At 74.1% G+C, this 22531-nt stretch carries 17 protein-coding genes; 11 read left to right on the forward strand and 6 right to left on the reverse strand.

Annotated elements, in window-relative coordinates; translation table 11 throughout:
• Nucleotides 1–27: 27 nt before the first annotated feature.
• Nucleotides 28–2505 (reverse strand): DEAD/DEAH box helicase, encoded by a 2478-nt coding sequence (locus tag CP981_RS25660; protein ID WP_085925101.1) that lies wholly within the window; start codon nt 2503–2505, stop codon nt 28–30.
• Nucleotides 2506–2816: 311 nt separating this feature from the next.
• Here CP981_RS25660 and CP981_RS25665 point away from each other — a divergent pair, with 311 nt between their 5' ends.
• Nucleotides 2817–3554: a ferritin-like fold-containing protein gene (locus CP981_RS25665; RefSeq protein ID WP_042148315.1), complete on the forward strand. Its 738-nt coding sequence runs from the start codon at nt 2817–2819 to the stop codon at nt 3552–3554.
• Between the two features lie 24 nt (nt 3555–3578).
• Here CP981_RS25665 and CP981_RS25670 read toward each other — a convergent pair whose 3' ends face one another.
• From CP981_RS25670 to CP981_RS25685, 4 genes are all read right to left on the reverse strand, one after another.
• Nucleotides 3579–3869 carry a hypothetical protein gene (locus CP981_RS25670; RefSeq protein WP_042148318.1) on the reverse strand — a complete coding sequence of 97 codons (291 nt, stop codon included), beginning with the start codon at nt 3867–3869 and terminating at the stop codon, nt 3579–3581.
• A gap of 282 nt (nt 3870–4151) precedes the next feature.
• Nucleotides 4152–4379 (reverse strand): DUF3107 domain-containing protein, encoded by a 228-nt coding sequence (locus tag CP981_RS25675; RefSeq protein WP_018089430.1) that lies wholly within the window; start codon nt 4377–4379, stop codon nt 4152–4154.
• A 157-nt stretch (nt 4380–4536) separates the two neighbouring features.
• Complete coding sequence (locus CP981_RS25680) at nt 4537–5178, reverse strand: TetR/AcrR family transcriptional regulator (RefSeq protein WP_085925102.1); 642 nt, start codon at nt 5176–5178, stop codon at nt 4537–4539.
• A gap of 148 nt (nt 5179–5326) precedes the next feature.
• Nucleotides 5327–5545: a hypothetical protein gene (locus tag CP981_RS25685; RefSeq protein WP_085925103.1), complete on the reverse strand. Its 219-nt coding sequence runs from the start codon at nt 5543–5545 to the stop codon at nt 5327–5329.
• Nucleotides 5546–5714: 169 nt separating this feature from the next.
• Between CP981_RS25685 and CP981_RS25690 the strand changes: the two genes are divergently transcribed.
• From CP981_RS25690 to moeZ, 8 genes are all read left to right on the forward strand, one after another.
• A complete protein-coding gene (locus tag CP981_RS25690) occupies nt 5715–6737 on the forward strand; it encodes an alpha/beta fold hydrolase (protein ID WP_107429533.1) in 1023 nt (340 codons plus the stop codon).
• Nucleotides 6738–6892: 155 nt separating this feature from the next.
• Nucleotides 6893–8188: a DUF3152 domain-containing protein gene (locus tag CP981_RS25695; RefSeq protein ID WP_244329788.1), complete on the forward strand. Its 1296-nt coding sequence runs from the start codon at nt 6893–6895 to the stop codon at nt 8186–8188.
• Nucleotides 8189–8409: 221 nt separating this feature from the next.
• The gene (locus CP981_RS25700; RefSeq protein ID WP_085925105.1) at nt 8410–10290 is read left to right on the forward strand and encodes a DUF3492 domain-containing protein; all 1881 of its coding nucleotides are present in this window, start codon (nt 8410–8412) and stop codon (nt 10288–10290) included.
• The gene (locus tag CP981_RS25705; protein WP_085925106.1) at nt 10284–10508 is read left to right on the forward strand and encodes a hypothetical protein; all 225 of its coding nucleotides are present in this window, start codon (nt 10284–10286) and stop codon (nt 10506–10508) included. The genes CP981_RS25700 and CP981_RS25705 overlap by 7 nt, the downstream gene beginning before the upstream one ends.
• Entirely contained in the window at nt 10505–11728 is a 1224-nt protein-coding gene (locus CP981_RS25710) for a hypothetical protein (protein ID WP_085925107.1), read from the forward strand. Before CP981_RS25705 ends, CP981_RS25710 begins: the two co-directional genes overlap by 4 nt.
• A gap of 256 nt (nt 11729–11984) precedes the next feature.
• Nucleotides 11985–12944 carry an NAD-dependent epimerase/dehydratase family protein gene (locus CP981_RS25715; protein ID WP_085925108.1) on the forward strand — a complete coding sequence of 320 codons (960 nt, stop codon included), beginning with the start codon at nt 11985–11987 and terminating at the stop codon, nt 12942–12944.
• Nucleotides 12932–13213, forward strand: coding sequence for a hypothetical protein (locus tag CP981_RS38210; RefSeq protein ID WP_085925109.1), 282 nt, complete (start codon nt 12932–12934; stop codon nt 13211–13213). The genes CP981_RS25715 and CP981_RS38210 overlap by 13 nt, the downstream gene beginning before the upstream one ends.
• Before the next feature lie 95 nt (nt 13214–13308).
• A complete protein-coding gene (moeZ, locus tag CP981_RS25725; protein WP_085925110.1) occupies nt 13309–14487 on the forward strand; it encodes an adenylyltransferase/sulfurtransferase MoeZ in 1179 nt (392 codons plus the stop codon).
• A 100-nt stretch (nt 14488–14587) separates the two neighbouring features.
• Here the strand turns inward: moeZ and CP981_RS25730 are convergent, their stop codons facing one another.
• On the reverse strand, nt 14588–17605 hold the full coding sequence (locus tag CP981_RS25730) for a lysylphosphatidylglycerol synthase transmembrane domain-containing protein (protein ID WP_085925111.1): 3018 nt from the start codon (nt 17603–17605) through the stop codon (nt 14588–14590).
• A gap of 188 nt (nt 17606–17793) precedes the next feature.
• On the opposite strand from CP981_RS25730, the gene CP981_RS25735 reads away from it, so the two are divergent.
• Together CP981_RS25735 and CP981_RS25740 are read left to right on the forward strand one after the other, a co-directional pair.
• A complete protein-coding gene (locus CP981_RS25735; protein WP_085925112.1) occupies nt 17794–18186 on the forward strand; it encodes an MGMT family protein in 393 nt (130 codons plus the stop codon).
• Nucleotides 18187–18480: 294 nt separating this feature from the next.
• Complete coding sequence (locus CP981_RS25740; RefSeq protein ID WP_085925113.1) at nt 18481–22014, forward strand: ATP-dependent helicase; 3534 nt, start codon at nt 18481–18483, stop codon at nt 22012–22014.
• Nucleotides 22015–22531 lie beyond the last annotated feature (517 nt).

The following is a 22531-nucleotide window of genomic DNA, read 5'->3' on the forward strand; positions in this document are numbered from 1 at the left end:
CCGGGTCGTCGGCGTGGAGCGGGTGGGTCAGCCCTCGGGCGTCGCCTCGGTCGCGGTGGCCTTGGCGCGGGTGCGGCGGCGCACCGGCTTGGCCTCGGCGGCCTCCGCCGCGTCCGCGGCCGGCTTGGCGGCGGCGCTCTTGCGCGTCCGCTTCGGCTTGGCCGGGGCGTCCTCGGCGGCCGGAGCGTCCGCAGTGGCCTTCGCGGCGGCCGCGGACTTCCGGGTGCGCTTGGGCTTGGCCGGTGCGGCCTCGGTGCCCTCGGCGGTGTCCACCGTGGCCTCGGCGGCCTTGGCGGCAGCGGTCTTCCGCGTCCGCTTCGGCTTGGCGGGAGCCTCCACGGCGCCCTCGGCCGCGTCCACCGTGGCCTCGGCGGCCTTGGTGGCGGCGGTCTTCCGGGTGCGCTTCGGCTTGGCCGGCGCGTCCACCACGGTCTCCGCGGCGACGGTCTCCGTCACCACTGCCGGCGCCGTCTCCACGGCGGCCTTGGCGGCGCTGCGGGTACGGCGGCGCGGCTTGGCCGGCGCCTCGACGGGCTCCGTCACGGCCGCGGCGGCCGCCGAGCGCTCCGCCGCGAGCGCCCGGGCGGCGGTCTCGACGGTCTGGAAGCTCTCGGTCTCCACCGGGCGGACGACGCGGCTGCGGCGGCGGCGCGGCGGGGCGGCCTCGGCCGGGGCCTCGGTCACGACGGCGGGAGCCTTGGTCGCCTTGGGGGCGGCCTTGGTCGCCACGGCGGCGTCCTTGGTCACCTTGCCGGCGGCCTTGGCCACCTCGGCGGGCGCCTCGGTCACCACTGCGGCGGGCTCGGTCACCTCGGCGGCGGGGGTCGCGGCCTCGGTGACCGGCGCCGTCACGGCACCGGACTGAGCCGAGCGGGTACGGCGACGCCGGCGCGGCTGCCGCGGTCCGGCGGCGTCCGTGCCCTCGGCGCGCTCGGTGCCCTCGGCGGCGGGCGACCCGGTCGTCTGCGTCGTGGCGTCGGCCGGGCCGTCCTGTGCGGTGCCGCCACGGGTGCGGCGGCGCTGCCGCGGGGTACGGGTGCGCGGGGGGCGCTCCTCCTCGACGACGGCGCCCTTACGGGGACCACGGCCGCGGCCGCCGGTCTCGCCCAGGTCCTCGACCTCTTCGGCGGCCAGCCCGGCCCGGGTGCGCTCGTTGCGCGGCAGCACGCCCTTGGTGCCCGCGGGGATGTTCAGCTGCTCGTAGAGGTGCGGCGAGGTGGAGTAGGTCTCCTCCGGCTCGTCGAACGCCAGGTCCAGCGCCTTGTTGATCAGCTTCCAGCGCGGGATGTCGTCCCAGTCGACGAGGGTGACCGCGGTGCCCTTGGCGCCCGCCCGGCCGGTACGGCCGATGCGGTGCAGGTAGGTCTTCTCCTCCTCGGGCGACTGGTAGTTGATGACATGGGTCACACCCTCGACGTCGATACCGCGGGCGGCGACGTCGGTGCAGACCAGGACATCGACCTTGCCGTTGCGGAAGGCGCGCAGCGCCTGCTCACGGGCGCCCTGGCCGAGGTCGCCGTGCACCGCGCCGGAGGCGAAGCCGCGGCGCGCGAGCTGGTCGGCGATATCGGCGGCGGTCCGCTTCGTACGGCAGAACACCATCGCCAGGCCCCGGCCCTCGGCCTGGAGGATGCGGGCGACCATCTCCGGCTTGTCCATGGAGTGCGCGCGGAAGACGTGCTGGGTGGTGTTGCGGACGGTCTGGCCCTCGTCGTCCGGCGCGGTGGCGCGGATGTGCGTGGGCTGCGACATGTAGCGGCGGGCCAGCGAGATGACCTGGCCGGGCATGGTCGCGGAGAACAGCATCGTCTGCCGCTTGGCCGGCAGCAGCTGGATGATCTTCTCGACGTCGGGCAGGAAGCCCAGGTCGAGCATCTCGTCGGCCTCGTCCAGCACCAGGCTCTTGACCTCGGAGAGGTTGAGCTTGCGCTGACCGGCGAGGTCGAGCAGCCGGCCGGGCGTGCCGACGACCACGTCGACGCCCTTCTTCAGCGCCTCGACCTGCGGCTCGTAGGCACGGCCGCCGTAGATGGCCAGCACCCGGACATTGCGCACCTTGCCGGCGGTGAGCAGATCGTTGGTGACCTGCTGGCACAGCTCGCGGGTGGGCACGACCACCAGGGCCTGCGGGGCCTCGGTGAGCTGCTCGGGCTTGGCGCGGCCCGCCTCGACGTCCGCGGGGACCGTGACGCGCTCAAGGAGCGGCAGGCCGAAGCCCAGGGTCTTACCCGTGCCGGTCTTGGCCTGGCCGATGACGTCGTTCCCGGAGAGGGCGACGGGGAGCGTCAGCTCCTGGATGGGAAAGGGGGAGATGATGCCGACGGCTTCCAGCGCCTCGGCCGTCTCGGGGAAAATCCCGAGGTCTCGAAATGTAGACAGAATCTTGCCTCTTCTGTGAGACGCGGCGTGAGGCGGCGAAGGGGGTCGTACCGCACCTTCGTACGGGTTCGTACGGGCCGGCCTGAGGCGGCCGGTGGGGCGGGACCACTGCCAACGCTCAGGCACTCCTGCCGCGAGCGGTGTCCCTCCTGCTGTGCGTATGTCTGCTACGCGCCGCAAAAGAGGGCGGTCGGTTTGGAGCCGATCGGGCCACCGACCGGGCATCCGCTTCGTGGAACGACCCACCGATACTCGGCAGGTCCAAATACCACTGTACCCCGGATATGGCGCACCCATCCGAAGGCTTGTATGAGTGAGGAATACATCACGGCCCGGTCCGGCGCCCGAGCGCCCGCTACGACCGTCGTTCGTACGGGGGAACGGCAGTGGCTGACCAGGGCCTTCCCCCAGCCGCCGAGCGGGCTATTGTGCCGGTCATGGGAACGCCTGACAACGCCGCGGCTGACGCGCAAGAACACACCGGGATCGCCGCCCAGGACTGGGCGCAGGCATCCGCCGACCCGCAGTACCGGGCCGCCGTGATCGACCTGCTCGGCGCGCTCGCCTACGGCGAGCTGTCCGCCTTCGAGCGCCTGGCGGAGGACGCCAAGCTCGCGCCGACGATGGACGACAAGGCCGAACTGGCCAAGATGGCCTCGGCAGAGTTCCACCACTTCGAGCGGCTGCGGGAGCGGCTCGCACAGATCGAGGCGGAGCCGAACGAGGCGATGGAGCCGTTCGCCGCCGCCCTGGACGAGTTCCACCGCCAGACCGCCCCGTCGGACTGGCTGGAGGGCCTGGTCAAGGCCTATGTGGGCGACTCGATCGCCAGTGACTTCTACCGCGAGGTCGCGGCCCGCCTGGACTCCGACACCCGTGGCCTGGTGCTGGCCGTGCTGGACGACACCGGACATGCCACGTTCGCCGTGGAGAAGGTGCGCGCGGCCATCGAGGCCGAGCCGCGGGTCGGCGGACGGCTGGCCCTGTGGGCGCGCCGGCTGATGGGTGAGGCGCTCTCGCAGGCGCAGCGGGTGGTCGCGGACCGCGACGCGCTCTCCACGATGCTGGTGGGCGGTGTCGCCGACGGCTTCGACCTGGCCGAGGTGGGCCGGATGTTCTCGCGGATCACCGAGGCACACACCAAGCGGATGGCGGCGCTGGGGCTCGCGGCCTGACGCCGGGCCGGGGTGCCGGGCGGTTCAGGCCGTCCGGTGCCCCTTCAGCGCCGGGGCCGGCCGCCGAAGACGCCGGTGCGGCGGGCGCACCAGGACCGACAGCAGCGCCGCCCCCACGGCGACCGACGCGAACATCACCTGGACGGGATACCCCGGGCCGAGGATCGCGCGGGTCAGCACGGCGCCGAGGAGCGCGGCGACCGGGCCCGTCGCGAGCGTGAGGGTGCGCGACGGGAAGCGGTCGGGCAGCCATCGCGTCGCGGACAGGGCGATGACAAAGCCGATGAGCAGGGCACCGAGCGCTTCCCAGATCATGCTGTTCCCTCCCGCGTGACAACGCCGACCGGACGAACAAATCGGTCGTAGGCGGTCGTACCCAGGGGGCACCGGCAGCAACCCTCCCCGCGCCGGTCCGCTGCCTGATCAGCCCAGCCGAACCGACTCGAACGGTCTGATCTGCGCAAATACGGCGCCTGGGGACTCGGAGCGATGCGCGGCCGGGCCCGGAAGCGACAGGAAAAAGGCGGCGGCCCGGAGAGGGAATCTCCGGGCCGCCGCCTTTGTCACCTTGCGGGCACCGTGGTCGGCGCCCCGTGCTCAGAGCGCGCCGAAACCGACCTTGCGGGCGGTCGGCTCGCCGATCTCCACGTAGGCCAGCCGGTCCGCCGGGACCAGGACCTTGCGACCGTGGTCGTCCACCAGGCTCAGCAGCTGTGACTTGCCGCCCAGCGCGTCGGACACGGCGCTCTCGACCTCTTCGGCAGACTGCCCGCTCTCCAGAATGATCTCGCGGGGCGCGTGCTGCACGCCGATCTTGACCTCCACGGCTTTTGTCCCTCCGACGGTCTGGGGGTCCCCAGCCTCAGCTGGGGGGGGAAGCGCGGTGATCCGCGCCGTACGCAGCACACATTAGCCCGGTACGGGGACGCACAGGACGCCATGGGCCACGCCCGCAGCGAACAGGGGCGGTGCGGGAACAGGGTCAGTGCGGCTCGGTGCCCTGGAGCGGGAAGCCGGCGATGCCCTTCCAGGCGAGCGATGTCAGCAGCTGCACCGCGGTGTCCCGCGGGACCTTGCTCTCCGACGACAGCCAGTAGCGCGCCACCACCTGGGAAACCCCGCCCAGGCCCACGGCCAGCAGCATCGACTCGTCCTGCGACAGCCCGGTGTCCTCGGCGATCACCGCGCTTATGGCCTCGGCGCACTCCAGCGACACCTTGTCCACCCGCTCACGGACCGCCGGGTCATTGGTGAGGTCCGACTCGAACACCAGCCGGAAGGCGCCGCCCGGGTCCTCCACGTACGCGAAGTAGGCGTCCATCGTCGCCGCGACCCGCTGCTTGTTGTCGGTCGTCGACGCCAGCGCCGCGCGTACCGACTGGAGCAGGGACTCGCAGTGCTGGTCGAGCAGGGCGAGGTAGAGCTCCAGCTTGCCCGGGAAGTGCTGGTAGAGCACCGGCTTGCTGACGCCTGCCCGCTCGGCGATGTCGTCCATCGCGGCCGCGTGGTAGCCCTGCGCGACAAACACTTCCTGGGCGGCGCCCAGAAGCTGGTTGCGCCGGGCTCTACGTGGCAGGCGTGTGCCCCGCGGGCGCGTCGCCTCGGTCTGCTCGATGGCGCTCACGCTGCCTCCCAGAAATCGTTCCGTATGCGGCCTGTACAAGGTGGTGCACCGCGCCCGCCATCGTACTTTTGGGTAACCCGGCTGTGCGCGGTCCGGGCCCAGAATTTATGCCCGACCCCGGTGCCGGAAGCCGACATAACGCCCCAGGTCATCGGTATTCGTCTTCGTTGAGCTCCACGATGCGGGCCTGTTCGGCGCGATCCGCCTCGTTCGCGGAGTCCGGGTCGACGGTGGCCGGCGGCTCGTCGCGGTGCGGAGTGACGTCGGTGTACTGCTCCGCCGCGTCCGCTTCCGGCGCCTCGACATCGAACTCCGTGGCGTCGCTCTCGTCCTCGAAGGTATCCGGGTCTGTCGGGTCGACGCGCATGGTGGCTCCCTTTCTCACGTGCTCGCTTCGACGGCTGTGCCTGGCATGACAGCAGGGGCCGGGGCGGCTGCCCTCGACTACGAGCGTAGGAGAGTGGCCGCGGCAGCGCGATGCGGTGTGTGACCGCGGACACACGATCGGGGGTGTGATCGTCTCGTAACATCGACCCATGTCTTCGACCGAGTCGCCGGACACCGCGACCGCCGCCCTCCCGGTGCCCCCGGCCGGCCCCGGCCGGCACGGCGCGGCGGAGACGGTGCACACCGTGGCCCTGCCGGGTCTGACGCTGACCGTACGGGCACCCGTCGGATCGCCCGCGCCCCAGGGCGGCGGCGCGGAGACCGGCACCGGACGGGACCGCGAGCCCGCGCTCTACGTCCACGGCCTCGGCGGCTCCTCACAGAACTGGTCGGACCTGATGCCGCTGCTCGCCGACCGGGTGGACGGCGAGGCGATCGACCTGCCCGGCTTCGGGCACTCCCCGCCGCCGGACGACGGCAATTACTCGGTCTCCGCGCAGGCCCGCGCGGTCATCCGCTACCTCGACGCGGCCGGGCGCGGCCCCGTCCACCTCATCGGCAACTCCATGGGCGGTGCCGCCGCCACCCGCGTCGCGGCCGTGCGCCCCGATCTCGTCCGCACCCTGACGCTGATCTCCCCGGCGCTGCCCGAGCTGCGCCCGCAGCTGACGGCGGTCCCCACGGCGCTGCTCGCGGTGCCCGGCATCACCGGGCTCTTCGGCCGGCTCACCCATGACTGGACGCCCGAGCGCCGCACCCGCGAGGTGCTGGCGCTCTGCTACGGCGACCCCGGCCGGGTCAGTCCGGAAGGGTTCAACGCCGCGGTCGACGAATACGCGCGACGGCTGGAACTCCCGTACTTCTGGGAGGTCATGGAGCGCTCGGCGCGCGGTCTGGTGAACGCGTACACGCTGGGCGGACAACATAATTTGTGGCGTCAGGCAGAGAGAGTGCTCGCCCCCACCCTTCTCGTCTACGGTGGGCGCGACCGCCTGGTCTCCTTCCGGATGGCGCGGCGGGCGGCCGCGGCGTTCCGCGGTTCGCGACTGCTGACGCTGCCGGAGGCGGGTCATGTGGCGATGATGGAGTACCCGGAGACAGTGGCGCGGGCCGTCCGCGAACTGCTCGACAGTGACATGACCGATGTGACCGCCGACGCGAGCAGGAGCTGACGCACCCCGTGGGACGCCATAGCCGCCGAGGCCGGCCGGAAACCGCAACGGACACTCCGGAGACGGCCGGTCCGCCCGGTAACGGCCCCTCGGGGGGCACCTCGCCCGGACCGGGCCGGGGGCGCCGCAGACGCGAGCCGTTCGAGGGCGATGCGGTGCGCGGCGGGCATCCCGAGCAGCGCGAACCGGGCGGCGGCTGGGGCGAGTTCCCCGGGGCGCCGGCCTCCTCGGCCGTCCCCGGCCAGGGCGGGCCCCGGATCCCCCGGCCGCGAGCGGAGATGCCCGGCGGACCGGCGGTCGCCGCACCGGGCAGCGGGCCCGGGCCGAAGCGTGAGTATGTGGAGGCCTTCGACGCCCGGACGTACCCGGGCGGGCCGGGAGCCGCGAGCGACCCGGACGACGATGTGTTCCGGGCCGGCGCGCCCCGGAAGACGGCGCCGCAGGCCGGGGCGTACGGGCCCGGCGCGGACGGGATGGCTCCCGCCGGCCGGTACACCGGCCGTTCGGTCGTCTTCGAGCGCGACGCGAGCGACGAGCCGGACCGGCAGACGGGCCCCGGCGCGGACGGCGCGGCGCCGGGCGGCCCCGGGGACCAGGACCTGGACGACGAATCCGACGCTGCGGAGTCGCGGCACGGCGCCACGAAGGGCGGCAAGGGCCGGACGTTCACCGGCGCGGCGGCCGCGGCGGTGACCACCGTGCTCGCCGTGGTCATCGCGGGCCAGGTCGCCGAGCAGCACAAGGAGGGCGCCGACCCGCAGGCGCGCAGCGGCAACGACCGTACCGACGGGGTCGGCGACGAGGCCTCCCGGTCGCACGCCAGGCCCACCCAGGACGCCAAGCCCGCCAGTTACGACGAGAAGATGAACCAGGTCTTCCCGCTGGACGCGAGGCTGACGGCCACCGGCCGGTTCAAGCCGGTCGGCAGTGCGGCCAAGGCGCCCGGCCAGGGCAAGGTGCTGCGCTATCGCGTCGATGTCGAGGAGGGGCTGTCCCTGGACGGCGAGCTGTTCGCCGAGGCGGTGCACAAGACCCTCAACGACAGCCGTAGTTGGGCCCACGGCGGGAAGATGGCCTTCCAGCGGGTGGCGTCCGGCGACGCCGACTTCGTGATCACGCTGGCGAGCCCGGGGACCACCGCGAAGTGGTGCGCCAAGTCGAACCTCGACACCAGCGAGGGCAATGTCTCCTGTGACTCCGCGGCGACCGAGCGGGTCATGATCAATGCCTACCGGTGGGCCCAGGGCGCCCGGACCTACGGCCACGACAAGATGTACGCCTACCGGCAGATGCTGATCAACCACGAGGTCGGCCACCGCCTCGGGCACAACCACGAGTTCTGCTCCCGGCAGGGCGCGCTCGCCCCGGTGATGATGCAGCAGACCAAGTTCCTGACGACGGACGGGGCGACCTGCCGGCCCAACGCCTGGCCGTTCCCCACCCAGCGGTGACCGGACCCCGGCGCCCCCGTGCGCCGGGGAGGGTTCCCGCACTCGCATAGCGCGAAGAAACGCCCTTAGGGGCGGAAAGTCACGTGCTTTCACCCCTTCCGGTGGCGCGATGGACAACCGTCCATCGCGCCACCGGCCCCTTTGCATAGCTTCTTCCTGCCGGTGGCGGCCGTGCCGCCCGGCACACCAGGACGTCGACAGGGGAGGACGGGGGTGCACTCATGCGCATTGGACTACTCACCGAGGGTGGCTATCCGGATGCGGTCGGTGAGTCGCACGCGTGGTGCGACCGGCTCGTGCGCGGGCTCACCGGCCATGACTTCGAGGTCTACGCCCTGAGCACGGACCCCCGCCAGGAAGCACGGCCCCGGACCGCACTGCCGGAACACGTACGCCTGGTGCGCCGCGCCCCCCTGTGGGGCGACTTCCCCGCCGGGCGCCGACGGGCCGCCGCGGAGCGCAAGGGCCGTAGCCCCGGCCGCCGCGAACGGCGCCGCTTCGCCGAGCGGTTCGGCGATCTCGTGACGGCCTTCGCCACGGTGCCCGACGGGGGCGGGCCGGCCGGCGGTCCGCCAAGTGCCCCCGATGCGTCCGTGAGCTGGAAGGCGGACCGTTTCGCCACCGGTCTCTACGGACTCGCCGAACTCGCCCGCGAACAGGGCGGACTGCCCGCGCTGCTGCACTCCGAGGCCGCCGTACGCATCCTGGAAGCCGTCTGCCACGGCCCCCGCGCGCTGCCCGCCGCCCAGGGCGCGCAGGTCAACGATCTGCTGGCGGTCACCGACCGGCTCGAACTCGCGCTCCGGCCGCTGTCCCTGGACTGGTACGGCGACCGGCACGCCCCCGGCCTGGGGGGAGTGGACCTCTGCCATGCCACCTCCGGGGGCGCGGCCGCCCTCCCCGGGCTGCTGGCCAAGCGCTTCTTCGGCACCCCGCTCCTGGTCACCGAGTACGGCGTCCGGCTGCGCGAGCACTACCTGGCCCGCGCCGCCGCGCCGCTGAGCGTGCCGGTGCGCGCGCTGCTCGCCGCCTTCCAGGGCGCGCTGGCCGCCGAGACATACGCCCAGGCCGCCCTGATCACCCCCGGCAACACCCACGCGCGGCGCTGGCAGGAGCGCTGCGGCGCCGACCGCGCCCGGCTGCGCACGGTCTACCCGGGCATGGACGCCGCCCCGTTCGCCGCGGTCGCGGACGCCGCCCCGGACGACTCCACGACGCTGGTGTGGGTCGGCACGGTGGAGCCCGCCAAGGACCTCATCGCGCTGCTGCACGCCTTCGCCGAGGTCCGCAGGGCGGAGCCGGCGGCCACCCTGCGGATCATCGGCGGGACCGGCCGCGACCCCCGGGCGCCCGGGTATCTCGCGCACTGCCGGGCGCTGGCCGCCCAGCTCTTCCCCGACGAGGCGGCCGACGCCCGCACCGTCGGGGAGAGCCCGGTCAGCTTCGAGGAGATCGGCAGCCCCGACCTGCCGGTCCTGGCGGACGCCTACGCCTCCGGTGCGGTGGTGGTGCTCTCCAGCGTCATCGAGGGCTTTCCGCGCTCCCTGGTGGAGGCGATGTTCTGCGGCCGCGCCACGGTGTCGACCGACACCGGCGCGGTCTGCGAAGTCATCGGCGGCACCGGTCTGGTCGTCCCGCCGCGCAACCCCCGCGCGCTGGCCGCGGCCTGCACGGCGCTGCTCGCCGACCCCGACCGCAGGGCCCGGCTGGGCGCGGCGGCCCGCGCCCGGGCGCTGGAACTGTTCACCGTCGAGCAGAACATCGCGGCATTTCGTGGCATCTACCTGGAGCTGATCTCGCACGCCCCGGCCCGCCCGTCCGCCTGCCGCACACAGGACGTGCACGGGGTCCCGCGCCCGTTCGCCCGCCCCGCGGAGTCCCATGTCCCCGGCCGCTGGGCCGCGACCGGCACGGCTACCAGGGCGGTCATCGCGCCGGCCGGCCGGACGCCGAGCTGGGCGGCGTCCGGGGCCGGGCAGTCCGCCGCGGTACCGGGCGAGGCCGGGGGAGGGGGCGCTGTCCGGGACGCGGGACAGGCCGTGAGACGTGAGGACTCGGCGAGCCATCAGGCGTGGCCGGTGCGAGGGAGAGAGCAATGGTGACCGGTGTACTGGACGTGATCTGTGCGATGGGTGTCGTGGGTGTGGCACTGGTGACGGGCATGGCGGATGTGGCACACGGCGGCCGCTCTGCCGTCCCCGTCCGCGTCCGCCGCAGCGCCCCGGGCCACCCCGGCCGTCCGCCCCGGCGCCGTACCGCGCATCTCCGCCCCGGCCCGGACGGCTGTGCGCGGACGTGGGGGAGGGGGAACCGGGGATGACCACACCCGAGGGCGGCGCCACCGGTGCCGTGGAGACTCCGGGGGAGGCCCGCGCCGACCGTGCCGCGCCTGCGCGCAAGGATGCCGCCCGGCCCCCGCGCCGCGGCCCCGCCGACCCCGTACGGATGCTGATGCACCGCCACCAGGAGCTGTGCGCGCACGCCGTCGACGCGCTGGAGATCGCCGCCGGTCTGGAGGCGCACGGCGTCACCGACCGTACGGCCGCACGCTTCCGGCACCGCGACGTCTTCTCGCTGGCCGAGGAGCTCTACGCCCGGGTCCCGCGCGCCGACCCGGCCGCCGCCCCCGGGGCGGGGCCCCCGCCCGCGGCCGCCCCCGCCCGGCGCTCCCGCACCGTGTGCGGCGCCCTGCATCTGCTCCCCGGCGCCGTCTGTGTCGCGGCCGCCGCCGCCCTCGCCTCGGTGACCACGGCACCGCCCGCCGTACGCACCGCCGTCGGCGCCTCGGGCCTCGTGCTGCTCGCCCTCGCCGTCCGGCTGGGCGTACGGTCCGGACCGCTGCGGCTGCGGCACGGCACCGGGCCGCGCACCGCCGGCCTGTGGGTCGCCTGGACGGCCGGGTACGCGGTGTACGGCGACTGGCTGCTCGGGCAGCTGCTGGCCGGCGGCCCCGATCTGCCCCCCGCCGCGCCCCGGGCCGCCGTCGCCCCCGCCATGGCACTCGCCTTCGCCCTGGCCCCCGCGGCGGGCTGCGCCCACTGGTTCACCGTGCGCGGACGGCGGGTCCTGGCCGCCAGCCGCGGACTCGCAGAACTCGCCGCCCGGGTACGGCCGTTGCTGCTCGCCGTCACCCTGCTCTTCCTGGGCGTGCTGGTGGCGCTGCTCCTCGGCGCGGCAGCGGTCCTCGGCGGCGGTGACCCGCTCGTCCTGGGGGCGGCGGCCGCGCTGGGGGTGCTGCTCTTCCTCGCCCGGCTGCTCGCCGTCCACGGCTTCCCCGAAGCGGCCGCGACCGGCCTGGCCTCGGCCGCCGCCCTGGAAGCCGTCGCCCCGGCCCTGGTGCTGATCGCCCGGCTCCCCGGCGTGCCCCCGGTCGACGCCCCGGTCGCGGCGCTGGCCACCACGGTCGGACCGGCCGCGGTGCCCGCCGTGGCCTGCACCGCCGCCGCCCTCGGCCTCTTCGTCCACGGCCTGCGGGCGCTCACCGGCGCCTGTGCCCACTGGCCCGCGCCCCCCGGACCGGCGGAGGCGCACCGGCCGTGACCCTCCGGACAACCACCGGCCCCCGATCCCCGGCACCCCCACACGGGCACCCCCACCCCGCACCACCCCCGGAGCGGCACCCCGAAACGGCCGCTCCGGACGCCGCACCGCGGACCGCACCCCCCACGTGGCCCCCGCCCCCAGGGCGGACGCCGACCCCGCGGCCGAAGCCGACCTGCTTCCCTCAATCCGCCTTAGGAGCACGACATATGAACGTCCAGCCGACCACACGCCACGCGGACCGGGGGGTCGCACGATGAGGGTGCTGCTCATCGGCGCCAACGGCTACCTGGGCCGCTATGTCGCCGACCGCCTGCTCGCCGACCCCGCCGTCCAGCTCACCGCCCTCGGGCGGGGCGACGACGCCGACGTCCGCTTCGACCTGGCCACCGGCAGCCCCGGGGCGCTCACCCGCTTCCTCGACGCGGTGCACCCCGGCGTCGTCGTCAACTGCGCCGGTGCCACCCGGGGCGGCGCCCGCGAGCTGACCCGGCACAACACCGTCGCGGTCGCCACCATCTGTGAATCGCTGCGGCGCAGCAGCTGCGGCGCCCGGCTCGTCCACCTGGGCTGCGCCTCCGAGTACGGGCCCTCCCAGCCCGGCTCCTCCACCGCCGAGGACGCGGTGCCGCGCCCCGGCGGCCCGTACGGCGTCAGCAAACTCGCCGCCACCGAACTGGTCCTGGGCTCCGGTCTCGACGCCGTGGTGCTGCGGATCTTCTCGCCGGTCGGCCCCGGCACCCCGGCGGGGTCGCCGCTCGGCCGGCTCGCCGAGGCGATGCGCCGCGCCATGCAGTCCGGCGACAGCGAACTCAAGCTCGGCGGGCTCGGGGTGCAGCGGGACTTCGTCGATGTGCGCGATGTGGCCCGGGCGGTGCACGCCGCCTCGCTGTCCGCCGCACAGGGCGTCGTCAACATCGGCACCGGCCGCGCCGTCCGGCTGCGGGAGGCCGCGTCGGTGCTCGCCCGGGTCGCGGGCTTCGGCGGCGCCCTGCACGAACTCGACTCCCCGCCCGCCCGGCTGGTCATCCCCGGCCCGTCCCCGGAGCACCCGGGCGGCGGCTCGCCGCCCGCTACCTACCCGTACCCGGACGGCTGCGGCACCTGGCAGCAGGCGGATGTGCGCACCGCCCGCGACCGGCTCGGCTGGCGCCCCCGGATCGGGCTGGAGGAGTCCCTGGCCGACATCTGGATGGAGGCCGCATGTCGCATCTGACCACCCCGGCCGGCGCCACCCGCGCCCCGGCGGGGGCGCCGCCGCGCGGCACCGGCGGGCCCGGTCGCGCGTCTGCCCCCAGCCGGCGCCGGCAGGTGCGTGAGACCGGTGTCCGCCTGCTGGGACGGCCGACGGCTTCCGGCCGGGCGCGCTGCCCCGCGGACCGGACGCTGCCGCCCGCGGCCGGCGCCCCCGGAGCGGCCCGGGCGTCACTGCCCGGCTACTGGGACGCATTCGTCTCGCACATCGGAACAGGTGTCTCGGAATGAAGAAGGGCGTGGCAGTGTTACGGGAGTGCAAGCTCCCCCACTCCCGGCTCGGCTCGGGCGGGGGAACCCCATCAAGACCGACCAACGGAGTCCCCGTGTCGCTGCCACCCCTGGTCGAGCCCGCTTCCGAGCTCACCGTCGATGAGGTCCGCAGGTACTCCCGCCACCTGATCATCCCCGATGTCGGGATGGACGGGCAGAAGCGGCTGAAGAACGCCAAGGTGCTGTGCGTCGGCGCCGGTGGCCTGGGCTCGCCCGCGCTGATGTACCTGGCCGCGGCCGGTGTCGGCACGCTCGGCATCGTGGAGTTCGACGAGGTCGACGAGTCGAACCTCCAGCGCCAGATCATCCACAGCCAGGCGGACATCGGCCGCTCCAAGGCCGCGTCCGCCAAGGACACGGTGCTGGGCATCAACCCGTACGTCACAGTGAACCTGCACGAAGAGCGCCTGGACTCCACGAACGTCATGGAGCTCTTCGCGCAGTACGACCTGATCGTGGACGGCACCGACAACTTCGCCACCCGCTACCTGGTCAACGATGCCTGTGTGCTGCTGAACAAGCCGTACGTCTGGGGTTCGATCTACCGCTTCGACGGCCAGGCGTCGGTGTTCTGGAGCGAGCACGGCCCCTGCTACCGCTGCCTCTACCCCGAGCCCCCGCCGCCCGGCATGGTGCCCTCCTGCGCCGAGGGCGGCGTCCTGGGTGTGCTGTGCGCCTCCATCGGCTCCATCCAGGTCAACGAGGCCATCAAGCTGCTCGCCGGAATCGGCGACCCGCTCGTCGGCCGGCTGATGATCTACGACGCGCTGGAGATGACCTACCGTCAGGTCAAGGTCCGCAAGGACCCGGACTGCGCGATCTGCGGCGAGAACCCGACCGTCACCGAGCTCATCGACTACGAGGCCTTCTGCGGCGTCGTGTCCGAGGAGGCCCAGGAGGCCGCGGCCGGCTCGACGATCACTCCTCGGCAGCTCAAGGAGTGGATCGACGGCGACGAGAAGATCGAGATCATCGACGTCCGCGAGCCGAACGAGTTCGAGATCGTCTCGATCCCCGGCGCCCGGCTGATCCCGAAGAACGAGTTCCTGATGGGCACCGCCCTCCAGGACCTCCCCCAGGACAAGAAGATCGTCCTGCACTGCAAGACGGGCGTCCGCTCCGCGGAGGTCCTGGCCGTCCTGAAGTCCGCGGGCTTCGCCGACGCCGTGCACGTCGGCGGCGGCGTCATCGGCTGGGTCAACACCGTCGAGCCGGAGAAGCCGGTCTACTGAGCTTCCCGCACCATGCGAAAGGCGCCGGTCCGTGTTCTGCGGACCGGCGCCTTCGCGCGGTGTACGGGAGGTAAGGCCGGCCCGCGCCCGGCGCCCGCGCTCAGATCTCGCCCTTGCGCGTCAGATATGTGAAGGCCACCCAGCCCGGCAGCACCGGCAGCCAGAACACCATCAGCCGGAACAGCAGCACCGCCGGGAACGCCACATCACCGGCGAGCCCGGCAACGGTCAGCGCACCGAACAGCGCGCCCTCGACGGCACCCACACCACCCGGTGTCGGCGCGGCCGATCCCAGCGCGTTACCGGCCAGGAAGGCCACCGCGATACTCGCGTAGCTAATCGTGTCGCCGCCGCCGAACGCCCGGATGGAGGCGTCCAGACACATCACGTTCGCCGCCGTCAGCAGCAGCATCCCGCCGATACCGGTGACCAGCTTCCCGGGCCGCTGGAGAATGTCCAGCATCCGCGGGACCACCCCCGCGAACAGCGACCGCACCCGCGTCGAGACGAACTTCCGCAGCGTCGGCACCGCCGTGACGACCAGCACCAGCACCGCCACCGTCAGCAGCCCGGCGATGACCGTACGGGACGGGGAGATCGTCGGGGTCCGTTCGGTGCCCGTCAGATAGCCGAAGGTGAGCAGCAGCAGGATGTGGCTGCCCAGCCCGAACAGCTGGGACGCCCCGACGCTCGCCACCGCCAGGCCCGGACGGACCCCCGCGCGCTGAAGGAAGCGGGTGTTGAGCGCCACCCCGCCGATCGCCGCGGGCGCCACCAGCTTCACGAAGTTGCCCGCGATCTGCGCGATGACCGTCCTGACGAACGACACCTTCTCCGTGACGAACCCCAGCAGGCTCATCGCCGCCGCGATGTACGTCAGCCCCGAGAAGCCCACCGCGACCAGCACCCACATCCACTGGGCCTTGCTGATCAGATCGCTGAAGTTGAAGTGGGTGAGCTGGGACAGCAGCAGATAGACCGCGAACGCACCGGCGATCCAGCTGATCAGGATGCGCGGGCTGAGCCGCTCCAGCTTCGCCGGCTCGATCACCGCCGCCGGACGGATCAGCAGCACCTGCCGGCGGATCTGCGCCAGCAGATCCTCCTCACGGGCCTCCTCGGACGCCTCGTCCAGGGCCCGCTTCTCGGCGTTCTTCTCCGCGTGCCGCTCGGCCCGGAGCGTCTTGCGGTCCTTCGTACCCGCCGCGTCCCGGGCCTCCCGCGCCTCCTTGGCGGCCTGCGACGCCTCCAGCACCGCCTCCCGCTCCCGCTTGGCCCGCTCCCGGGCCAGCTGGCGGAGCGTCGCGCGGGTGGTGCGGCTCAGCGCGATCGGCTGGAGCAGCGGCAGACTGTCCGCGACCGCGTCCGGGCCCAGCACCTCGACGGCCGCGGTCACCGCACGCTCGGCACCGACCCGCAGGCCGCAGGTGGCCAGCAGCTGCGCGATGTCCATCCGCAGCACCAGATCACCGGCCGCGATCTCCCCGCCGCGCAGCTCGGTCAGCACGATGTCGCCGGAGCGGTCCACCAGCAGCGCGTCCCCGACCAGCCGCCGGTGCGCGATCCGCCGGGACTGGAGCGACTCGACCTGCTGCCAGGCGCTGTGCATCAGCGCGTCGGTGATCTCCTCGTCGGCGAGCGAGTCGAAGCTGCGGCCGCCGATGTGCTCGTAGACCAGCATCACCGCGTCCGGGCCGAGCTCGGAGGTGGCGATCAGCTTGGGGGCGTGCGCGCCGGCCGCGATGGCCGCGTACGCCAGCAGCGCTTCCTGCTCCAGCGCCTGGCGCAGCGACTGGAGACTGCGGCGCTGATTGATGCCGCGCAGCGACAGCCGCCGCCACACGCGGTAGAAGAAGCCCTGCGCCTGCTGCTCGCGGTCGACGACGGTGACATCGATCGGCGGGCCGTCCTCCAGGGTGACGAGGTAGCGGCGCCCGCGGTCGGCGTGCTCGGACTGCTCCGCGCCCGCCGCGTCCTCCGCGCGCAGCGCGGAGACCGGGTGGAAGCCGACCCGGCGCAGCCCCGCGAGGAGGTTCTGGCCGGTGGGACGGACGTTGGGGGAGCCGACGGCGTAGAGGGTGCCGTAGGCGACGGTCCAGCCGATCAGCACGGTCGTGACGATCGCGAACGGGGTGGTGTACCGCCCGACCAGCACCGCGAACGAGTCCAGCAGCAGCACGCACCACATCGCGACCCGCCAGCGGGGCCGCCGGGACATCCCCACCGCCGTCATATAGGCGATCACGGGCGCCAGATAGCTGTGCACCGGAGCGGAGAGGGCACCGTTGTCCAGGGTCTGGGTCAGCGCGTCCCGGATGGAGGGCGGGGCGGCCTCGGCCACCCACAGGTCGGTGGCCAGCGACACCCCGTGGGCGAGGACGGCGGCGAGCACCCCGTCCGCGATCCGCAGCCCGTCCCGCTTGATCAGCCGCTCGACGGCGAACGCCACCGGCACGATCAGCACCGCGACGCTGGAGGTCAGCCCGGCCAGATTGATCAGCAGCGGGGGCGCCGCCTTCGCGCCGCTGCCGATGTCGTTCTCCAGGCCCTGGGTGGTGCCGTGGGCGAACGTGGCGAGCCCGAGGACGAGCGCGATCCCGGCGATGCCGAGCAACAGCCGCAGCAGGTCGGAGGGCCGGTGCACCCGCGCGGGCAGCAGCGGCTCGTCGCCGGAGACCCGGTCGACATGGAACTCGCCGTACTCGTCGGCGCTCAGATCGGCACGGTGCGAGCCCGTACGGGGCTTGCTCCGGGCCGCGCCGGACGGCTGCTCCTCGCCCTGGTCGTGCCGGACCTGCTCCTCCTCGGGCTGCGTGTGCTCCCGCTCCTCCTCCTGCTCCTCGGTTGGCTCGGGCTCCCTGGGTCCTTCCGGCCTCTGGGACGCCCCGGGTCGTTCGGCCTTCTCGATCGTGCTCGCCTTTTCGGTAGCGGAAGCCGTGGCCGGCTCCCGTTGGTGCTTCCCCTGTGCTGCCACCTGCTGCCGCTCGGGCCGCTCGGTCACAGCGGCCGGTCCGGGCGCGGTGCGGGCGGCGTCGACGGCCAGCGCCTCAGGGGCGCCCGCCTCCCGTGGAGGCGCCGCACCCTGCTGCTCGGCCGTCTCTTCTTGATCTCGTATCACCAGTCACCGTCCGGAAGATGGTGGCACGACCGACCGGTGGAGGAGGGCATCAGGGTGCATTTCGGGGGTGCGGGAAGCGGAACATCCTCCCCCGCACCACGGCTGACGACGCCTTGCCGCCGACCTCCGCGGGGTACGGGACCGTGTGTCCGCTCCCATTGTCGGTGCCGTGCGGCAGGATGGACCGAATGAGTGGGACCGGAGAGACAGGGGCGGGTGAGCTGCCGCCCTACGCGGAGCGGGTCCTCGCCGTCGCCGAGCTGATCCCGGCGGGCCGGGTGATGACGTACGGGGACGTCGCGGAGTGGCTCCGGGACGAGGAACCGCCCGCCGGGTTCCCGGAGACGGGCGCCGGCGGGCCCCGCCAAGTGGGGCGGGTGATGGCGCTCTACGGCGGTGCGGTGCCCTGGTGGCGGGTCGTGCGCGCGGACGGCCGGCTGCTGCCCGGCAGCGAACTGCGCGCACTGGCCCACTACCGGGAGGAAGGCACCCCCCTGCGCACCGCCGGGCGGGAGGCCGACGACCACATACCGCGGCTCGACATGCGCCGGGCCCGCTGGGACGGGCAGCGGAGCGGCTAGGGCGGGTCCGCACAGTCCCGCCTTGCTCGCTCTCCGGGCGGACGACGGGATCCTGCGGAGACGCCCTGGCACCGACGGCGGTGCGCGACGGCTCGTGGGACGCGCTGCGGCCCGGGTGCCGACTGGCGTAGCGTCGGGCACTGCCGTCACGACGACGGCCCCGCCGCGCACCACGCAGCCGAACCGTCCCCCAGGACGACGGCCCGCGGCGCGGCGCTCCTCCGGAGACCGTCCGGGGGCCCCTCGCACCACCCATGCACCACGACAAGCACCTCCTCAGGACCGGCGATCCACGTGAGTTCCTCCTTCTCGGCCGCCCCGCCGACGCAGCCCCACCGGGCGGCGCGGCGGGCTGCCGCCGGCGCGTACCGCCTGGTGCGCACCCCGCCGGGGCGGGTGGCTCCTCCTGTCCTGGACGCAGCCCAGCGGGCCGTGGTTGACCACCGGCACGGGCCGCTGCTGGTGCTGGCCGGTCCGGGCACCGGCAAGACCACCACCCTGGTGGAGTCGGTGGCCCGCCGGGTACGGGCCGGCGCCGACCCCGAGCGGATCCTCGTCCTCACCTTCAGCCGCAAGGCCGCCGTCGAACTCCGCGACCGGCTCGCGGCCCGGCTGGCCGCTTTGGAGGGGCAGTCCGACGGGGCGCCCGGTACGGCGGGCGGCGCCCGGCGGGCGGGCATCCCGCAGGCGACGACCTTCCACTCCTTCTGCTACGCCCTGGTCCGCGCCCACCAGGACGCCGACCTCTTCGCCGACCCCGTGCGGCTGCTGTCCGGACCCGAGCAGGACCTCGTCGTCCGGGAGCTCCTCGAAGGGCAGGCGGAGCTGGCCGGCGCCGGCCGCGCGCAGGTGAGCTGGCCGGACGAACTGCGGGCCTGCCTGACCACCCGCGGCTTCGCCGACGAGGTCCGCGCGGTGCTCGCCCGCAGCCGCGAACTGGGCCTGGGCCCGGAGGCCCTCGGCGCCTTCGCCCGGCGCACCGGCCGCCCCGACTGGAGCGCCGCGGCCGCCTTCCTCGCCGAATACCTCGACGTCCTGGACGGCCAGGGCGTCCTGGACTACGCCGAGCTGGTGCACCGCGCCGTGCTGCTCGCCGGACAATCCGACGTCGCGGCGCAGCTGGCCGCCGCCTATGACGCGGTGTACGTCGACGAGTACCAGGACACCGACGTCGCCCAGGTACGGCTGCTGCGCGCGCTCGCCGGCAACCACGGAGCCACCGGCACCCCGGGCTCCCCGGGCCGTACCCTCGTCGCCTTCGGCGACCCCGACCAGTCGATCTACGCCTTCCGGGGCGCCGACGTGAACGGCATCCTCGACTTCCCCGAGACCTTCCGGCGCGGCGACGGCACCCCCGCCCCGGTGGCCGTACTCGGCACCTCCCGGCGCTCCGGCGCCACCCTGCTCGCGGCCACCCGGCTGCTCACCCGCCGGATGCCGCTCACCCGCCTGCCCGCCCAGAAGGTCCGCGCCCACCGCGAGCCCGCGCCCGTACGGGACGGCGGCCGCGTCGAGGTGTACACGTACCCGACACCCGGCGCCGAACTCGACAACATCGCCGACATCCTGCGGCGCGCCCACCTGGAGGACGGGGTGCCCTGGCGCGAGATGGCCGTCCTCGTCCGCGCCGGCGGGCGCTCGCTCCCCGCCGTGCGCCGTGCGCTCACCTCCGCCGGGGTACCGCTCGACATCGACGGCGACGATCTGCCGCTGCGCCACGAACCCGCGGTCGCCCCCCTGCTGACGGCCCTCCGGGCAGCGGCACGGGCGGCGCTGGGGCAGGAGGCGGCCGGCGACGGAGCCCCTGGTGACGCCTGGCCTGGCGGGGACGAGCTGGGCGGGGGCGCCTCCGGTGGGGACGAGACCGTCGCGGACGAAACGGAGCCCGCGGACGAAACGGAACCCGCCGCGGTCGCCTCCCCGGGGGCCGCCCCGGCCGCCGCCCCCCGCTGGCTCGACGCCGAAACCGCGCTCGATCTGCTGGCCTCACCCCTGGGCGGGATGGACTCCGCCGACCTGCGCCGCCTGGGCCGTGCCCTGCGGGAGGAGGAACGGGCCGCCGGACAACTACTGCCACGGCCCTCCGACGAACTGATCGCCCGGGCGCTCGCCGAGCCCCAGCGCCTGGTGGCCCACGACCCCGCCTACGCACGCGGTGCCCAGCGGCTCGGTCTGCTGCTGCGCAAGGCCCGCGAACTGCTCGCCGGGGGCGGCACGGCCGAGCAGGCGCTGTGGGAGCTGTGGGACGGCACGTCCTGGCCGCAGCGCCTGGAGCGGGCCGCCCACCGCGGCGGCGCGGCCGGCCGCAACGCCGACCGGGACCTGGACGCCGTCGTCGCCCTCTTCGAGACCGCGGCCCGCGCCGAGGAACGCACCGGCGGCCGCGGCGCCCTCAACTTCCTGGAGGAACTCGACGCCCAGGACATCGCCGCCGACACCCTCACCCGGCGCGCCGTCCGGCCCGACGCCGTACGGCTGATGACCGCCCACCGTGCCAAGGGCCTGGAATGGCGGCTCGTCGTCGTCGCCGGTGTCCAGGAAGGCCTCTGGCCCGACCTGCGCCGGCGCGGCTCACTCCTGGAGGCCGACCGGATCGGCCGCGACGGCCTGGCCGAACCGCTCACCCCGGGCGCCCTGCTCGCCGAGGAACGCCGGCTGTTCTATGTGGCCGCCACCCGCGCCCGTGACCGCCTGGTCGTCACCGCCGTGAAGGCCGCGGCCGACGACGGCGACCAGCCGTCCCGTTTCCTGACCGAGCTGGGCGTCACCCCCCAGGACATCACCGGCCGCCCCCGCCGCCCCCTCGCGGTGGCCGCGCTGGTCGCCGAACTGCGCGCCACCACCGTCGACCCCGCCGCCACCCCCGCGCTGCGTGAGGCCGCCGCCCAGCGGCTCGCCAAACTGGCGGCACTGCACGACGACGACCACTACCCCCTGGTACCGGCCGCCCACCCGGACAACTGGTGGGGCCTGCACGAGCCCACCCACAGCAGCGTCCCGCTGCGCGACCGCGACCGCCCCGTGGTCCTCTCCGGCAGCGCCCTCGACCAGCTCGCCAACACCTGCTCCCTCCAGTGGTTCCTGGGCCGCGAGGTCAAGGCGGACACCCCCGCCACCGCCGCCCAGGGCTTCGGCAACGTCGTCCATGTGCTCGCCGACGAGGTCGCCTCCGGCCGCACCCCCGCCGATCTGTCCGTCCTCATGGCGCGCCTGGACTCCGTATGGGACGCCCTCGCCTTCGACGCCCCCTGGAAGTCACGCCAGGAGAAGGACCAGGCGCGCGCCGCCCTGGAGCGGTTCCTGCGCTGGCACGTCATGGAACGCGAGACCCGCGGCCGGGACACCGTCGCCACCGAGCACGGCTTCGACCTCACCCTCCGGGCCGGTGCCCACGAGGTCCGTATCCGCGGCAGCATGGACCACGTCTCCCAGGACGCGCAGGGCCGCGCCTATGTCGTCGACTTCAAGACCGGCAAACAGAAACCGACCGGCCCCGAGGTCGCCCGCCACCCCCAGCTCGCCGTCTACCAGCTCGCGGTGCGCGAAGGCGCCCTCGACGAGGCCTTCGACGGCCGCACCCCCGAACCGGGCGGCGCGGAACTGGTCCATCTGCGGCTGGGCGCCCCCCAGAAGGAAGGCGGCGACGCGCTGCCCGCCGTCCAGGCGCAGCCGCCGCCGGACGGCGAATGGATCGGGGAGCTCCTGGCCACCGCCGCGGGCCGCGTGCTGGAGGAGCGGTTCACGCCCACCACCGGCACCCACTGCACCCACTGCACCTTCCGGGCCTCGTGCAGCGCCCAGCCGGAGGGCCGGCACATCGTGGAGTGAGTTCCGCTGCGCTTGGCTGCCTTCCCACGTTTTCGGCTTTCCCGCCGTGGTTGTTGCTCGCCGTTGCGCCTGCGGCGGGCGGGGTCCGCTGCGCGGGGCTGTTGGGGTGCGGTGACGGGTCTGCGCGGGTGGGGGTTTCCGGACTGCTTCGCTTTACGTCCGGAAACCCCCACCCGCGCAAACCCGTCCCCTCCCGTTGAGGGGTGGGAAAGACGGTCGGTGGGGGTGCACGTGGGTGGTCCGGTGCACCTCGTAGATCGCAGTGGACGGCTCGGTCGCACCGGAACGGCTCGCGGCGGCCAGCCCCCACCCACCGTCACTCACTCCCCCAACGGGAGGGGACGGGCCGGAGGGGCCTGGTGTGTGGACGTAAAGCGAAGCAGTCCACACACCAGGCCCCGGAGGTCCGTCACCGCACCCGACAACCACCCGCCCGCCGCAGGCGCAACGGCGAGGGCACCGCGCAAGCGGGCCGCAAACGGCGAGGTCCCCCACGGCGGGAAAGCCGAAAACGTGG

The organism is Streptomyces platensis, assembly GCF_008704855.1.
In the GTDB taxonomy this organism is placed as follows: domain Bacteria; phylum Actinomycetota; class Actinomycetes; order Streptomycetales; family Streptomycetaceae; genus Streptomyces; species Streptomyces platensis.

Excerpts from the sequence above, each read along its gene's own strand:
- CP981_RS25665 (WP_042148315.1), top strand. The coding sequence starts at position 2,817 with ATGGGAACGCCTGACAACGCCGCGGCTGACGCGCAAGAACACACCGGG.
- CP981_RS25670 (WP_042148318.1), bottom strand. The coding sequence starts at position 3,869 with ATGATCTGGGAAGCGCTCGGTGCCCTGCTCATCGGCTTTGTCATCGCC.
- CP981_RS25685 (WP_085925103.1), bottom strand. The coding sequence starts at position 5,545 with ATGCGCGTCGACCCGACAGACCCGGATACCTTCGAGGACGAGAGCGAC.
- CP981_RS25690 (WP_107429533.1), top strand. The coding sequence starts at position 5,715 with ATGTCTTCGACCGAGTCGCCGGACACCGCGACCGCCGCCCTCCCGGTG.
- CP981_RS25700 (WP_085925105.1), top strand. The coding sequence starts at position 8,410 with ATGCGCATTGGACTACTCACCGAGGGTGGCTATCCGGATGCGGTCGGT.
- CP981_RS25705 (WP_085925106.1), top strand. The coding sequence starts at position 10,284 with ATGGTGACCGGTGTACTGGACGTGATCTGTGCGATGGGTGTCGTGGGT.
- CP981_RS25710 (WP_085925107.1), top strand. The coding sequence starts at position 10,505 with ATGACCACACCCGAGGGCGGCGCCACCGGTGCCGTGGAGACTCCGGGG.
- CP981_RS25715 (WP_085925108.1), top strand. The coding sequence starts at position 11,985 with ATGAGGGTGCTGCTCATCGGCGCCAACGGCTACCTGGGCCGCTATGTC.
- CP981_RS38210 (WP_085925109.1), top strand. The coding sequence starts at position 12,932 with ATGTCGCATCTGACCACCCCGGCCGGCGCCACCCGCGCCCCGGCGGGG.
- CP981_RS25735 (WP_085925112.1), top strand. The coding sequence starts at position 17,794 with ATGAGTGGGACCGGAGAGACAGGGGCGGGTGAGCTGCCGCCCTACGCG.